Origin of the sequence: Serratia sp. C2(1) (assembly GCF_036352655.1) — a bacterium.
In the GTDB taxonomy this organism is placed as follows: Bacteria; Pseudomonadota; Gammaproteobacteria; order Enterobacterales; family Enterobacteriaceae; genus Serratia; species Serratia inhibens.
The window spans coordinates 200806-215387 of record NZ_JAZFBA010000004.1 but is presented as its reverse complement, the minus strand read 5'-3'; the positions used below and the strand labels follow the sequence as shown (position 1 = coordinate 215387).

Annotated in this window: 12 protein-coding genes and 1 pseudogene; 1 reads left to right on the top strand and 12 read right to left on the bottom strand. The window is 53.6% G+C overall.

Features of this window, described 5'->3' with window-relative positions; genetic code table 11:
* Positions 1–63: 63 nt before the first annotated feature.
* The 12 genes from V2S86_RS20760 to V2S86_RS20705 form a co-directional block, all read right to left on the bottom strand.
* Entirely contained in the window at positions 64–741 is a 678-nt protein-coding gene (locus V2S86_RS20760; RefSeq protein WP_330763959.1) for a fimbrial biogenesis chaperone, read from the bottom strand.
* A 91-nt stretch (positions 742–832) separates the two neighbouring features.
* On the bottom strand, positions 833–1354 hold the full coding sequence (locus V2S86_RS20755; RefSeq protein ID WP_330763958.1) for a fimbrial protein: 522 nt from the start codon (positions 1352–1354) through the stop codon (positions 833–835).
* Positions 1355–1839: 485 nt separating this feature from the next.
* Positions 1840–2388 carry a tyrosine-type DNA invertase gene (locus tag V2S86_RS20750; RefSeq protein ID WP_212557480.1) on the bottom strand — a complete coding sequence of 183 codons (549 nt, stop codon included), beginning with the start codon at positions 2386–2388 and terminating at the stop codon, positions 1840–1842.
* Between the two features lie 610 nt (positions 2389–2998).
* Positions 2999–3241 carry an acyl carrier protein gene (locus V2S86_RS20745; protein ID WP_330763957.1) on the bottom strand — a complete coding sequence of 81 codons (243 nt, stop codon included), beginning with the start codon at positions 3239–3241 and terminating at the stop codon, positions 2999–3001.
* Positions 3242–3243: 2 nt separating this feature from the next.
* On the bottom strand, positions 3244–4518 hold the full coding sequence (locus tag V2S86_RS20740) for a beta-ketoacyl-[acyl-carrier-protein] synthase family protein (protein ID WP_330763955.1): 1275 nt from the start codon (positions 4516–4518) through the stop codon (positions 3244–3246).
* A complete protein-coding gene (locus tag V2S86_RS20735; RefSeq protein WP_330763954.1) occupies positions 4511–5905 on the bottom strand; it encodes an efflux transporter outer membrane subunit in 1395 nt (464 codons plus the stop codon). Before V2S86_RS20735 ends, V2S86_RS20740 begins: the two co-directional genes overlap by 8 nt.
* Positions 5902–7857 (bottom strand): ABC transporter permease, encoded by a 1956-nt coding sequence (locus V2S86_RS20730; protein WP_330763953.1) that lies wholly within the window; start codon positions 7855–7857, stop codon positions 5902–5904. Before V2S86_RS20730 ends, V2S86_RS20735 begins: the two co-directional genes overlap by 4 nt.
* Positions 7847–9028 (bottom strand): efflux RND transporter periplasmic adaptor subunit, encoded by a 1182-nt coding sequence (locus V2S86_RS20725; RefSeq protein ID WP_330763952.1) that lies wholly within the window; start codon positions 9026–9028, stop codon positions 7847–7849. Before V2S86_RS20725 ends, V2S86_RS20730 begins: the two co-directional genes overlap by 11 nt.
* The gene (locus V2S86_RS20720) at positions 9012–11138 is read right to left on the bottom strand and encodes a peptidase domain-containing ABC transporter (RefSeq protein ID WP_330763951.1); all 2127 of its coding nucleotides are present in this window, start codon (positions 11136–11138) and stop codon (positions 9012–9014) included. The genes V2S86_RS20725 and V2S86_RS20720 overlap by 17 nt, the downstream gene beginning before the upstream one ends.
* A 20-nt stretch (positions 11139–11158) precedes the next feature.
* Positions 11159–12109 (bottom strand): ABC transporter, encoded by a 951-nt coding sequence (locus tag V2S86_RS20715; protein ID WP_330763950.1) that lies wholly within the window; start codon positions 12107–12109, stop codon positions 11159–11161.
* Positions 12109–12801 carry a DsbA family protein gene (locus V2S86_RS20710; RefSeq protein ID WP_442996145.1) on the bottom strand — a complete coding sequence of 231 codons (693 nt, stop codon included), beginning with the start codon at positions 12799–12801 and terminating at the stop codon, positions 12109–12111. Before V2S86_RS20710 ends, V2S86_RS20715 begins: the two co-directional genes overlap by 1 nt.
* A gap of 157 nt (positions 12802–12958) precedes the next feature.
* Complete coding sequence (locus V2S86_RS20705) at positions 12959–13162, bottom strand: DUF4762 family protein (protein WP_330763949.1); 204 nt, start codon at positions 13160–13162, stop codon at positions 12959–12961.
* A gap of 427 nt (positions 13163–13589) precedes the next feature.
* Here V2S86_RS20705 and V2S86_RS20700 point away from each other — a divergent pair.
* Positions 13590–14499: pseudogene (locus V2S86_RS20700) on the top strand (LysR family transcriptional regulator).
* Positions 14500–14582 lie beyond the last annotated feature (83 nt).

Here is a 14582-nt window from a genome sequence, read left to right as displayed (position 1 = left end):
TGGCGACCCCTATCCCTGTGTCCCGTCGTCTGTACGGGGCTAAAAATGCGATAAAAGAAACGGCTATAACCTGTTGATGAACGTAGTCCCGGTACCGCCGTAGTCATTGATGATTTGCCAGCTCAGGTTACCGCCGCTTCCGCTGGCGGCCGGCAATGGAAAACTGGCGGTGGCCTGTGGGGCTACCATTGTGCTGCCGGGGATCTCATGACCATTGAGCTTCAAATTGAAAAACGTGAGGTAATAAGGTGAAGGATTATTGACCTGCAAACGGTTATCGCTGCGCACCCATGTCAGTTTCCCGGCCGCCTCTTCCAGATTGCCGGATAACCCCTGCGGACGATAAATCAGCTTGATACGGGTCTTGATCGCAATTTGCAGCGTGTTGTCTTTTTTCTCTACCGATGGGATGGCTTTCACATTCAGCCAATACAGAGATTCTTTGTCCGAGGGTAAATTGCCGCCCGCCCGCACTACGCGCAGCAAGTTATTTTGCCCCCCATCCAGCCGGAACAAAGGAGGCGTAATGATAAAAGGGGCTTTGGTGCTGTCGCCTTCCTGCGCGTCGACCCAGGATTGGATCAGATAAGGTACCGCGTCCGGGTTATTGATATTCAGAGCGGACTCTTTTTTGGCACCGTCATAAATCAGGCGAGTCCCCCCCACGATCACCCCCGCCTGCGCCGGCATCAAAAACATCGCCAACAACGCTACAATCAGCGCGAAATAACCTGCTCTCATTTTCTTTTTGCTCCGTTCGTCCATGAATAAAGAGCCAGAGAACACGTCCTCCGGCCCATATCTTTAGCCGCCAAATATCGGCTGCGCTAGCTTATGGATAGACGATCGTAAAGTTGGTGGTGGCGTCAGCTTTACCGACGGAAACGGTGCCGAAGGCATAGTAACGGGCAAAGAATTTCAGAGTGTTAGCGCCGGTTGAAACCAGAGCGTATTCACGGGAATCATTGCCCAGGTTAATCGCATTATTGCTGTCGTCCAGCAATTGAACCCCTACGCCATTCGCCTTATCGGCGACATCGGTCAGCGCCAGCAGACCGACCGGGCCAGGAACCCGGGTCCCGTCAAAACGCACGGTGGCCTTGGTCACGGTATTTGGGCAATCCTTCAGTACCAGACTGAACTCTTTGCCGCCCGCAGAGCTGCCGGCACCTGTGGCAAATGCAGTTTTAGAGATCGCGCCCAGAATTACGTCCTGGTTTTGAGAAGCCGTATCGACGGTGCAAGATTTATCGGTAATCGAGCCTTTGAAATTCACGGTGCCATCGGCAGCGAATGCAAATGCGGTAAATGCAGATGCGGTCAAAACGGCTACGGCCAGTAAATTCTTTTTCATCCTACTTTCCTTAAAAGGTATGCAAAATATGCATTGATTTATTTCCGACATAACCCTATGTCACTCCTTTTATTTAGCTCAGCAGTCAAGATGTACTCCTCGACAGAAACTATTAATTGTCGTGAGCCTATTCATCCAAACGATTCATTTTGAACTAAAGTGACTCCTTTGGTTTTTAAAACTTATTTTTGATATGTTTTTGGATTTTAATTCTTAGGCGTGTGGTTTTTTAGATAACTTAAAGGTTTAAAAACCAACTTTTCGACAAGAGTTCTCTTTCTGGCTTAAAAATGGATAGGGTGACACTTAGAGAGGCAGCATGGGGAATATAAGAATTTTCTTTCCATAGCATTGATTTAAATGAAAAATAGCAATCTATTAAGAAAGTGCCGATGGGAGTATTGACTTTGGATTTACTCATCTTTACAGTATGTTTCACTTTTTAGTTCAAAGTGACTCCTTAGTCATATAAACCTAAGCGCTACCTACCAAATCTCCTTAAATCTCTGCGCGTTACTGGCCGTATATATAACGGTGTTTTGAATGTTTTTGTGCCCCAGATAATCCTGAATTAAGCGGGTATCGATTCCCCTGTCCGCCAATGCAAAACCGCATCCGTGACGCAGCATATGCGGATGAGCATTTACCTCCAGCCTGGCCGCCTTGCTGTAATTACGAATCAACCAATAAATACGTTGCCGTGACAGGCGACCACCTCGATTGGAAAGAAATAACCATTCCCCCTCAGCCCCACGGTGTTCTTTGCGCTTTTCCAGCCACCGCCGCAGGCATTGCCTTTCACGCAAATATAATGGGTGAACGGTGGAAAAACCGTTTTTCAAACGGTGAACATAAATATTCCCTCCCTCCAGATCGATATCCGACAAACGCCAGCCACCAATTTCGCTCGCGCGACAACCATGAATAAAACACATATAAATCAAACAATAATCGCGTTCTGGATTCTTCCCTTGCAGCGTAACTTCAAGCATTCTTTCCACTTCGGAAGGGGTCAGATGTTTACGATTGGACATGCTACCTCTATAACTTGATCAGAAAAATGTGGCTGTCATTTTCCTTTTACATCACCACAATGGACACCCGGAGCGCACTCCGGTTTACGGATAGGTTCTTGCATCCTGTGCGGAGTATAACGGATTTAATTGTTGTGAACAGCCCTGATCCAGACTGACCGACGAAGCATTCTCAGCATGAAACCGAGACGATAACCAAAAAAGAAAATAGCGAAAAACCAATGTTTTAAACCTATAAAAACGACTAAAAACATCGGAAAAACCAATGTAATAACTCTATTTAATCATTTTTAATTGTATAGAAAATGGTTATTTAAATAAAAACAAAGAGTACTCACAAACACAAATCGCTTCAAAATTGAAGTTCCACAAATTTATTATGGCACGAACTTTGCTTATCTTGCTTTATTATATTCTTTTCAATGGAGCAGTAAAAAATGGCATTGGGGGAGTTGTCGCCCAGGGTGTTCAGTCAGGCCCTGCGATAATGCGCAAGAGCCAGATATCAATATACCCGTCATACTTGAAGCTGCATCTGTGTTGGCTCCGTTATTCGGCCCATCCTACTGCCTTGCCGCCTTGATGCAACTCCAATTATTTTGGGTATAACCTATTGCATGGACATATAACGGCACAATTCCCCTAATGTCATATCCGGCTGCTCGATAAACATTTCTGCACTTAGCGAAATACCGAACTCTCGCCTCGCCAAGAGCATCAGCTCCACATAATCCAGGCTGTCCAGGCCCAACTGCTGGAGCGGCACATCCGCTGACAGAGAGGTTAGCCTCAACTCCCTGGCTTCATACAGCATCGCGCAAATCCTTTCATACAGAATTTGATACTTTTCCATCATCACTCCTTGTCCTCAATATCGTGCTTGCCGAATACCAGTACCGCGTTCGCCCCACCAAAGCCAAAGCTGAGGTTCATGACATTCTTCAAACGCCCATGGCGGTGGCCTTCACGGATATAGTCGAGATCGCAGGCCGGATCGGCTTCATTCAAATGGCAGGTAGCCGGCATTATCTGCTGCTGCAGTGCCAGCAGGCAGATAATGGACTCAAAGCTGCCGGAGGCGGCAATCAAATGGCCGGTATAAGATTTGGTGCTCGACAGCGGGGTATGGTAGGCATCCTGCCCCAAAGCCAGTTTAATCGTTTTCGTTTCGTTCAGATCATTGAGCAGCGTTGAGGTGCCATGCGCGTTGATATAATCGACCTCGTGATTGCGCAGGCCCGCCTGCTCCAGTGCCTGGCATATGCTTTTCACCCTCGCCTGTTTATCTTCCGCCGGTACGGTAAGATCGAAGGCATCCGAGCAATTACCGTAGCCTTTGATTTCTCCCAATATCGCCGCACCGCGCGCCAAAGCGGCATCACGCTCTTCCAGGCAGAGCACCGCCGCTCCCTCCGCCAGTACAAAGCCATTGCGATCACGACTGAACGGACAGCTGGCTTTGGTGATGTCATGCTGTTCCTGGGTCAACACGCGCAACACATCGATATTCCAGAGGGTGCCATTACCGCTCAGCGATTCCGCTGCGCCGGCCAACATCACTGAGGCCCGGCCGCTGCGGATAACCTCAAACGCGTCGCCAATGGCGATACTGCCGGTAGCGCAGGCCGCTGCAGGTGAATTCTGGTACCCCCTCAAAAGCCAACGCTGGCTGCAGATTGCCGTCGCAATGTTGGGCATCGAGTGGAAAGCACCGAACAGTCGCCCCAATCCTGAACGCAAATAATCCTCATTATTAAGTAATATTTCGTCCTGCCCACCCCATCCGCTGCCGATAATAACGCCGCAGTCCAGCGAAGGGTAAAAATGAGCCGGCCCAACCGAGGCCGAGGAAAACGCCATTTCGACCGCCTCCGTCGCCGCTGCCAACGCTAACCGGGCAAAACGCGGCAACCGGCGGCGAATGGAGTGCGAGATCCCATCCAGAGGGGGATCCTGGCCCATCAATGCAAAAAAACGCGAGCGTATTCCCGCCGCCGATTTATCGTGATAACGATACGCCAGACGATATTCCATGATGGCCTGCCAGTTTTGCTGCACATTCATGCCCAGGGCAGTCACTGCGCCATAGCCGGTGACCACCACCCGTTTCGGGTGTATTTCCTTATCCATGCTTCTCCCCTTTTTCTTTATCATCGCCCGATGCAACGCCGCCCAGCGCCAGCCAAAGCTGCATGGTGGCGTTCAAATAACGGTACTGCAGCTCCGACAACGCATTTTCACCGGACAGCAGCGCGTCCTGAGCATCCAGCAGTGTCTGCAGCGACACGGCACCAGACCGATACTGATGCTGCGCTAAAAGCACACCTTGCCGGCTCATCGCCAGCAGCTTTTGCTGATTGCCGATTTGCCGCTGCGCATCCAGACGCTGCTCCATGGCATTATCCACATCTGCCAGGGCACGATAGGCGGCATCACGAAACTGGATCTCCGCCTGCTGTGCCTGCAGCAACGCTTTTTCACTGGTCAGCCGCATCTTGCGCCACTCGATAAACGGCAGCGTCAACACGCCGCCCACCGTCCCCGTCGGGTCGCTGAACCATTGCCTGAATACCTGGCTACCGGCATCGAGAGCGGCAGACAGACTCAGTGCCGGATAGAAACTCAGCCTGGCCAGTTCCGCTCCCGCCAAGGCTGCCCGCAATCGACGCTCTGCCGCCTGCACGTCAGGCCGCTGTGCAATCACCGCCACCGGCTGACGTTGAACAATCGCCACGCTTTCGATTGCCAGCGACTGGCGCTCCCAACGCCGCATCAACGGCGATTGGCCAAACAGCAGCGCCAGCGAATTGCGCGCTTCCTCCCGCTGCCGGCGTAGGTCGATCAGTTGATTTCCCCGCTCCAGTACCCTTTGCCCGGCCTGCAGCAGCTCAAACTGCCCTATGTCACCCGCGGCATGGCGCGCCTTCACCAACTGCAAGGTGCCTTGGGCGATCGTTAACGCAGCCTGTTGATTGCTGTTTTGACGGTTTAGATTGGCTATCTGCCAATACAAACGGGCGCTGGTGCCGATCAGTACCAGCGCAGTGTTTTGCCGATCCAGTTCAGAGGCATTGGCCAGCCATTCAGCCTGTTCGCGAGCCCGCGCCAGTTTCCCCCATAAATCCAGTTCATAGCTCAGGGACAAGGTGCCCCGGTAACTCTCCTGCCGCAAGGTGTTGCGTAACGTCTTGCTGTTGCTGCCACTCAGACTCGCCGTAACGTCCGGCGTCAGGTTGCCGCTCACCAGCCCGGCATCCAACAGAGCCATGCGCAATTGCAGCCCGGCCAGCGCCAGATCCTGATTGCTTGCCAGCACGCTGCCAATCAGCGCCGACAACTGGGGATCGTTAAAATTATCCCACCATGTCGCCTCTCCACGCACTGCGCCGGCACCGTTGTCGTCAACACGCCATTGTTGCGGTAGCGTAATCTGTGATTGTGCTACCGTACCCGACGAGCGCTGGCCACAGCCACCATTCAGCAGCATAACCAGTGCCAAAATTAAAAATCTGTTCATTCGCGTGCCAGCGCCTCTACAGGCTGCAAGCGCGCTGCGGTACGCGCAGGGAAGAAGCCAAACCCAACGCCGATCAACGCTGAAAAACCGCAGGCGAGCAGCAATGGCGGCCAGGTAAATACCATCACCATCTGGGGTGCCAGCCAGGCGAGCGCCAGGCCGACCAATGCAGAACAGGCAATGCCCAGCACGCCACCCAGGCTGCAAATCACGACAGCTTCAACCAGAAACTGGCGCTGGATGTCCTTTTCCCTGGCACCGACCGCCAGTCTGATGCCTATTTCATGGGTTCGTTCGGTAACCGATACCAGCATAATGTTCATCACGCCTACGCCCCCCACCAGCAGTGAAATGCCGGCAATAGCGGTAATCAACCAGGTCATGGAGTCAGAAGCACTCTGTATGGTCTTTGTCATCTGGTCGTCGGTAAGCGTGAAGAAATCCCGTCGGCCGTGTTCCAACATCAGACGCTGCGTCATGTCGCGCTGAGCATGTGTCAAGGACGCCCCTTCTCTCACCCGCAGCACGATCGATTCCAGCGGCGTATCACCCGCAATACGCCCTTTCAGGGAGGTATAAGGCAGCCAGGCAAGCGGCTGGGCGCCGGCATAGTTGGCGCCCTTACGCTCAGCCACGCCGATCACCCGATGGGGGATACCCGCCAGCTGAACGACCTCGCCTGAGGGATCCTGTCGGGAGGAAAACAGCGCCTGTCTGAGCTGTGTATCAATAACCGTCACCGGCTCGCGCTCGTCCAGATCCTGCGGGGTAAAGATGCTGCCGGAAATCAGACGAATACCTTGCGTACGGAAATAACCGCTGCCGACGCCCATCACGGGAAGCTGCACCTGTTTCCCCTCCCGGACGGCCAACACCTGGACGCTGGCAACCGGAGATACACTGTCAACATAAGGCAATGCCGACAACAGCGTGACATCCCGCAGGCTCAGTGAGCGCTCGAAATCCGGCCGGGGTTTCTCCCATCCCAAGCCAGGCCGGATTTCCAGGGTACTGGTGCCAAGCCGGCTGATTTCATCAAGAATATTTCGCCTGGCCCCCTCACCGATGGCGATCGAGGAAACTACCGCAGCGATACCGATGATAATACCCAGCATCGACAGTAGCGCCCGCACCCGATGCCCCAGCAAGGAACGCCACGCCATACGGAATGCCCCGCTCAATGCCGGCCCCAAATGTGCCCTGCCAAGCGGTGCAAGCAGAACCGGTGGCGATTTACCGGCCAAGACCGGCCACACGCCCTTTCGATGATCGCCGACGATCTCACCGTCGCCAATCTCAATGATCCGTTGCGCCTGTTCGGCAATCTGACGATCGTGCGTTACCACGACAATGGTATGACCGGCGGCGTGCAACTCATGCAGGATACCCATCAATTCCTGGCCGCTGGCGCTGTCCAAAGCGCCGGTGGGCTCATCCGCTAGGATGATCTCCGCGCCGTTCATCAGTGCGCGGGCAATGCTCACCCGCTGTTGCTGCCCGCCGGAAAGCTGGGCCGGGCGATGTTCAGTTCGCGCAGACAGCCCCAGGCGGGCCAGCAGATGCCGCGCCCGTCGCCGACGCTCAGCGGCCGGCATGGCGGTATACAATGCAGGGATCGCCACGTTTTCGCTGGCCGTCAGATAGGGCACCAGATGGTAACGCTGGAAAATAAAGCCGACATGGCGGCTGCGTAATTGCGCCAACCGATCGCCGTCGACTTGCTGAATCTCCACATCGTTGATATGCACCGAACCCTGAGTGGGCTTGTCCAGGCAGCCGATAATGTTCATCAGCGTCGATTTTCCGGAACCTGAGGCACCGACGATCGCCACCATTTCGCCGCGCTCGATGCGCAGCGAAACCTGATTCAATACCCTTATCCTTTGCTCGCCGGCAATAAAATCACGGGAAACATTCTCCAGAACAATGACTGCGGCCGCGTTAGTGCTCATGGTTATCCCCCGCATCTGCCTGCGGTGCCGGCAGCACCCACTCCCCTTCGCTCAGGCCCTGCACCACTTCGGCGTAGCGACGATCGTGAATACCGATGTGCACCCGGCGTGCCAGAACCTGTTTCCCCTGTCGTACCTGCACCAAATACCGATCGTTTCCCTGCGGTTCGCCAAGCGCCGCCATCGGCACACGCACGACGCCCGTTGCACGGTCGGTAATAATAAACACCTGCGCGGTCATGGCGGTACGTAGCCGACGCTCAGCGTTGGCGATGGCAAAAACGCCGTTGTAATACACTGCCGATGCCTGTTGGCCCAGGTTTCTGCCCATAGGATCCGCCTCCAGCGCTTCGGCCGGCGCCTGTTGTATAACCCCCATGGCGCTGTCAAAGCGTCTCTGGGGATCGGCCGCAACATAGAACCACAGCGGTTGCCCGGTACGCACTTTAAGGATGTCGGTTTCCGATATCCGCGTATGCACCATCATGGTATCTACGTTGGCCAGTACCAAAATGGTCGGCGCACTCTGCGAGGACACGATGGTTTGCCCTGCCTGGATAACGATGCCCAGCACTTCTCCGTCAATCGGTGCCAGGATGCGAGTGAAGGCCAGGTTGGCCTTGGCGGTTTCCAGCGCCATTTCCGCCTGGATGATTTGCGCCTCATTCACCTTGAGTTGGGCCAGTTGAGCATCCCGCTGCGCCCTGGCCTTTTCCAAATCGCTGGGCACCCCGGCGCGATCGCGCTGCAGCGCGGTCTGGCGTGTCAGTTCCAGCCGATACTGCGTCAGTTGCGCCTCGCTCGCCAGTTTCTGCGCCTGCGCGCTTTGCAGCTCAGCTTGTGATTTACGCAATTCGTTATGCTGCAAGGTCGGATCTATTTCAGCCAGCAGTTGCCCCTGAACAACACGATCGCCTTGTTTGACATACAGTTTTTTCAACTGCCCGTTAACCTGTGCACCAACGTTGACCTGCTGAGCCGGTTTCAGAATGCCGGTGGCCAGTACGTTTTTCTCTATATCGCCGCGATCGATGCGCACCGCAGTCGGCAGCTCGACCACGGCCGGCCGGCTGAACAACGTCAAACCTCCGGCAATCAGCACCAGAATGGCTAGCGCAAGAACCAGGCGCACAAGCGTTTTTTTCCTCGGCATCTTACTCAACCGCCGCATGATGCTTCAACGCCGCCTCAGCCAAAGTAACGGTTTCCAACCGACCGTCCGCCATGTGTAAAACCCGATCAAACAAAGGGAGCAGCCGCCGATTATGGGTCACGGTGATCAGCGTCTTGCCCTGCTGCCGGCAATGCGCCAGCAGGGCAGCCACCACCAGGCCGGCGGTATCTTCGTCCAGATTCGCCGTCGGTTCATCCAGCACCAGTACCGGGTTATTGCTGTACATCGCCCGCGCCAGCAACAGACGCTGCCGCTGTCCCAGCGACAGACCGGCATGGCTCTCGCGCACCAGCGCATTCACGCCTCCCGGCAGCTTCGCTACCGCCGCAGCCAAACCCAGCCCGCGCAGCACCTGCTCTACTCGTACCAACTGGCCCGGCACCGATGGCGCAAACAACGTAATGTTCTGCAGCACCGAGGCGTTGAATAAAATATCCTCCTGGCTCTGCAGGAAAAACAGTCCCTGCGCCGCACTGCCCTCTATCGGCTGACCATCCAGCTCCAACCTGCCCTGCTGCGGTGTCAGCAAGCAGGAGATAACTTTCAACAAAGTGCTCTTGCCGGCACCGGAACCGCCGGTAATGGCGACACACTCCCCCCGCGTCAACGCCAACGACATATCGCGCAGAACCGGCTGGCCGGCATCATAGGCGAAGGTTAGCGAGCTGTAGCGCAGCCGGGCGTTAAAATCCTTTGCCTGGCAGGTACTGCGTCCTTCGCTGGTGGGGATCGCCGGGAACAGATCGCGCGCACGCTCATCGATCACATGCAGTTGATTTTTGTGCAGGACGGAAAAAAATATCTTACTGGTATAGGAAGTGAAAATCTCACGGATAAAGCTGTAGGCAAAAAACGCCCCCAGGCTAAGCGCACCGCTTTTCAGCAGCGGCAGTGCCAACAGCATGAAAAGCACCATCTCCAGGCTGCCGATCAGTTGGTAAATACTGCCTTTCACCTGTTCATAGACCTTTTGCTGCTGCAGACAGGTAAACAGTGAAAGGGCGTGAGCGGCGAACCCTTCTTGCCGCTGGCCGGCAAGCCCGGCGGATTTGATGGTTGAAAACCCCTGGATGGTCTCCAGAATAAAGTCATTTTGTGCAGCGCCTTTCCCCTGTAACTGCTGGGTATAGTGACGATCGCGGTAAACGGCCCAGATGCTGACCATGCCCATTAGCAACATGCCGGCCACCGGCACCAGTGCCAACATCGGGCTCAGATAACACATCACAGCCAGCGCGATCGCGCCGATAATCCAGTCGGTGCGCAGACTGTTATCCAACTCTATCTTTTGCCCAGCGGCCATTTGCCAACTGATAAAACGGCTGAAAATTTCACCCGGGGCGCGTTTATTAAAGAAATTCAATGAATTATCAAGTAAACGGGAGAAGCCGGCCGCACTGTGCAACAGCACGAAATTCTTGATGAAGCGCTCGATAACCATACGGGCCGCCAGCGCGAGAACGGTAGAAACCAGGAACGCCAACAGATAATAGAAATAAGGGAAGTTCGTTTCTCCCGCAGTGGAAAAAACCTGATTAACCGCGTTGCCCACCATCACCGGCATGATGAATAACGTCAGCGAGATAAAGAACGTCATTGCCGCCAGGCGATAAATGCCGGCAATAGCGGCGGTATCTTTCATGCTCAGACTGGAAAATGCGTGCCAACGCCCGCTCCGCTTGACGTTGGTAGTGGCAACCGGCGCGCTATCGCGATCCAACACCAGCGCGTATCCGCTGATTTCCGCTTTCAAGGCATTGAACGGCAAAAGTTGCTGGCCCAGCGCCGGATTCATTACGCAAACATAGTCACCCTGCCGATAAGCCAGCAGCACATAGTGACCGGCACCGTAATGCAGGATCGCCGGTAAAGGCAATGCCGCCAGATCCTGATGCTCAAACGCGACCGGATAGGTGGGCACGGCCAACTCCGACAGGATTTCGCACAACGCCGCCAGCGAAGTTCCGTGCTGAGAAGCCGGATAACGATCCCGCAACTCCGTTAGCGGCGCGCTGATCCCTTGGGTTTCCGCCAACATAGCGATGCAGGCCAATCCGCACTCGTTGATTTCACTCTGAAAGACCGGCGTTGGAATAATATTTCCCATGCTTTTTCTACATCCCTGACTTATTCATTAATAAAAAACAATGAATGTGAATGCCATAACAACCAGTCGTCCGCGTGGCGAACCATTGCGCGTTCAACTATCCCTGGCAAAACCTGACTGACATTTTCCGCAGAGACCGATTCATCGATATGAATGTGGACCCCGTGGTCGTAATAAAGCGAATAAAACACCACCTGCGCCCGCAACGCATGCGACAGGCGGACAATGCCACTGTGCAACTTCGCCGGACGATTGAACAAACGGCACGCCTGTTTGGCTGACGGATCCTTATTGCTGTTCAGGGTGTAATCCGGTGTGATATCCGGGAACAGAATGATATTGCGCTCGTGATCCGCCGCCTCCAGCATGGCCTGCGTCAGTTTGCCGGCAATCAGCCGCCGATCGTCGTGAATCGAGCAATAGTCGAGGTGCTGTTGCCATTGATGCGCCGGTGCCTGCCGCACATACTCTTGCGCATCCCCCGACACAATTACCGTGGCCCGCCCCGGATAGACGCCTGCGCCGACCAGCGTGGCAAGCACGTCGGAAACCGTATGCATAGGTGCCAACAGTACTGGTTCGCCGGCACGATGCAGTGGCTCCACCACCCGGTTGAGCTGTGCGGAGCATTGGGCGAGCTGGCCCAAAAGTTGGGCGTTATGCGCATAAACCGCGGCCAGATCCAGTAACCGTCGTCGTTGCATCAACCAGGTAAAATCCTGTGGGTTGCGGCTTCCCAGCAAGCTGTAGCGATTCGCTGCGGCCACTGCGCTCCGGTTGCGCAAACCGCGCGGCAATAGCCAACGGCAGTGCAGCCGACGCCGAAAACCTAACCAGAGACGGTAGTCGATATGTTGCAGCAGGAAGCACGACAGCCTGTCGCCCAGCCCGGTAATGGCCAGGGTAAAGCGGGCCATACCGTCGAGAGCGTTCTTCCACGCCAGATACACCCAGACCGAAAACAGGCGCATCAGGGCTCCAGTGGCTTGTCGTGCTGCAACAGGGACAGCAGTTGCTTGTTAAAAGCCGGGAACTCACGATCCTGCACCGCCAGCCACTTCCTGTTGACGATAAAGCTGGGGGTGGCGTTAACCTGGTAATAGCGACTCACCGAGGTCAGGTACGCCAACAGCGCCTTTACCTGTTCTGAATCATGGGCTTTATCATATTCAGCCTGATCGATGCCATTGGCCTTCAGCCAGTGCTTGAGCTGGTTTTTATCAGCCAGATTATTGTTTTCTTCGATGATTGCCTGATAGGCGGCGGAACGGTGACGCGCCTCAATCCCCATGACCGTCAGAGTGGCAAACAAGGGGGCAAATGCCGCCAGACCGGCTTGCTCCTCATTATTAATATGCAACTGTATCAGCTTAGCACCGGCGGGTAGTTTTTTTCCCAACCCGGCAATATTCGCCTCGTTCATCTCGTAATAATGGCAACCATAAGAAAAGATTTCGACAATGACATTGTCGTCCTTCAGTGGGCTACCGGCTACTTTTTCAGGCGAGATAAAGCTCAGAACTTTCTCTTCAGATTGAGGGATGACGTAATGATAAAAATATACCGAGGTACAAAAACAAGCCGCAACGATAATAAAAAATGTATAGCTGATAAATAATAATGGGCGTTTATACATGAGCGCATCCTGCGAACGGACCAACATTCTCACCTGTCAGACGAACACGATTACCGGGGAGTTAATGTCGGGAGGGACGACAAGGGTGTAGGGGAGATGAAGTTCCATCGGATTCAAGACGGGGTGGCGACAAGCACCGCCCCGCTTGATAACTGTTAACCTAAAAACGGGTGTTTAGCCCATCTCAGTTAGGGGTCACAGTTAATGGAGTGCAGCTGCCGACAGGTGCTGAACGGTAGGTTTTTTTCACATGACCGAATTTATCTGCACAGACTGTGACCAGATTACAGGCTTTGCTGCTGCCAGTGCCAACCCACTCAAAATTATTAGAGCAAGCAAAAGTACCACCGATAATTTTTCCTGCTTCAGACAGATTGATCTTTTTCATTACAATATCCTTATATACATTAAAATTAAAATCACAGTACGTACTCTGAATTAAAAAACAGAGCAACTCTAAAAGCGGAAGTTATGACAGTAAATATTAACAACAATGAGAACGTATAAAAATAATAGCCATCTAAAAAAAATAGATCAATACAATTATTTACATTAAGCCATGACGTTAGTTAATCCAGTCATTCGAAAAGGTAAGATTATTCCATTAAATACTCAATTAAAATTAAGAATTAAAATATAACCCAGTAAATACTCGCCTTATGCGAAAGGAAATATCTCAGTTGTATCGTTTCAAAAGTCAGAAAAAATCAGATCTGACCAGTTGCCACCTTGGTGCCAACGGATGAAAAGATTGCTTCCTGACCAACTGGATTTACACTAAAGGGCTTAACCGGCCTTTGCACTACAGGACGCTGATGCTAGCCACACATGAATACGCCAATGACCTGCTGCTCTTTGTCCTGATTGTTGACTGCGGCTCATTCAGCAAAGCCGCCGAAACCGCCGGCGTGACCAGCTCAGTGGTCAGCAAACGCATCGGGCGTTTGGAAAAGTCCCTAGGTGCGCGCTTGCTGTACCGCACCACCCGAAGTCTGACACTCACGGAAAGCGGCCAGGCACTCTACCTGCAGGCCAAAGACATCAGCGTCAAAGTGCAGGATGCGCTATACGCCGTCAGTGAAAAAAGTGAAGAGCTCACCGGCACCATCCGCATGTCGGTGCCGACCATTTCGGGCGAACTGTTGCTAAGCGAGAGCGTGGCGGAGTTCTGTGCGCGGCACCCAGGCCTGAAGGTGGAAATGCGGTTGGAAAACCGCTTTGTCGATTTGGTCGAGGAAGGCGTGGATCTGGCAATCCGTACCGGTACTCTGCCGAACTCCAGTCTGATAGCCCGGCCGATCCTCGATTCTCGCTGGGTGCTCGTCTGCTCGCCAGGTTATCTTGAGCGACATTCGAAGCCAGATACCGCGGCAGCGTTACTCAATCATAATTGCCTGACCTATACCTACCAGGAAAGCGGTACCGATAACTGGCTAATGAAACAGCCGGGTAGCGGCAAGATCTATGAACTGCAGGTCAAGGGCAACCTGTCCGCCAATAACGCCCGTGCAATCCGCAAATCGGTCATCGGCGGCCATGGTGCCGCGCTGCATGGTGTACGAAGATTTGCAGGAGGGTAAGCTGACGGAAATTTTGGCCGGCCACTGCGGCAAGGTATTGGGGGTTTACGCCGTCTACCCTTATACCCGCAATTTACCCTTGAAAACCCGACGGCTGATCGAACATATCATCGGCTCCTACCAAAATATTAGTCATTATTTTTGAACCCGGTCACATTATTTTGACGGGCCACGACAGCGATTAAGTCATATTCGGAAATAATCCATGGTCTGTTTTCACCTAATGAG

Coding starts and splice junctions, on each gene's coding strand:
- V2S86_RS20730 (WP_330763953.1), bottom strand. CDS start 7,857: ATGAGCACTAACGCGGCCGCAGTCATTGTTCTGGAGAATGTTTCCCGT.
- V2S86_RS20735 (WP_330763954.1), bottom strand. CDS start 5,905: ATGAACAGATTTTTAATTTTGGCACTGGTTATGCTGCTGAATGGTGGC.
- V2S86_RS20725 (WP_330763952.1), bottom strand. CDS start 9,028: ATGCGGCGGTTGAGTAAGATGCCGAGGAAAAAAACGCTTGTGCGCCTG.
- V2S86_RS20715 (WP_330763950.1), bottom strand. CDS start 12,109: ATGCGCCTGTTTTCGGTCTGGGTGTATCTGGCGTGGAAGAACGCTCTC.
- V2S86_RS20740 (WP_330763955.1), bottom strand. CDS start 4,518: ATGGATAAGGAAATACACCCGAAACGGGTGGTGGTCACCGGCTATGGC.
- V2S86_RS20750 (WP_212557480.1), bottom strand. CDS start 2,388: ATGTCCAATCGTAAACATCTGACCCCTTCCGAAGTGGAAAGAATGCTT.
- V2S86_RS20705 (WP_330763949.1), bottom strand. CDS start 13,162: ATGAAAAAGATCAATCTGTCTGAAGCAGGAAAAATTATCGGTGGTACT.
- V2S86_RS20720 (WP_330763951.1), bottom strand. CDS start 11,138: ATGGGAAATATTATTCCAACGCCGGTCTTTCAGAGTGAAATCAACGAG.
- V2S86_RS20710 (WP_442996145.1), bottom strand. CDS start 12,801: ATGTTGGTCCGTTCGCAGGATGCGCTCATGTATAAACGCCCATTATTA.
- V2S86_RS20755 (WP_330763958.1), bottom strand. CDS start 1,354: ATGAAAAAGAATTTACTGGCCGTAGCCGTTTTGACCGCATCTGCATTT.
- V2S86_RS20745 (WP_330763957.1), bottom strand. CDS start 3,241: ATGGAAAAGTATCAAATTCTGTATGAAAGGATTTGCGCGATGCTGTAT.
- V2S86_RS20760 (WP_330763959.1), bottom strand. CDS start 741: ATGAGAGCAGGTTATTTCGCGCTGATTGTAGCGTTGTTGGCGATGTTT.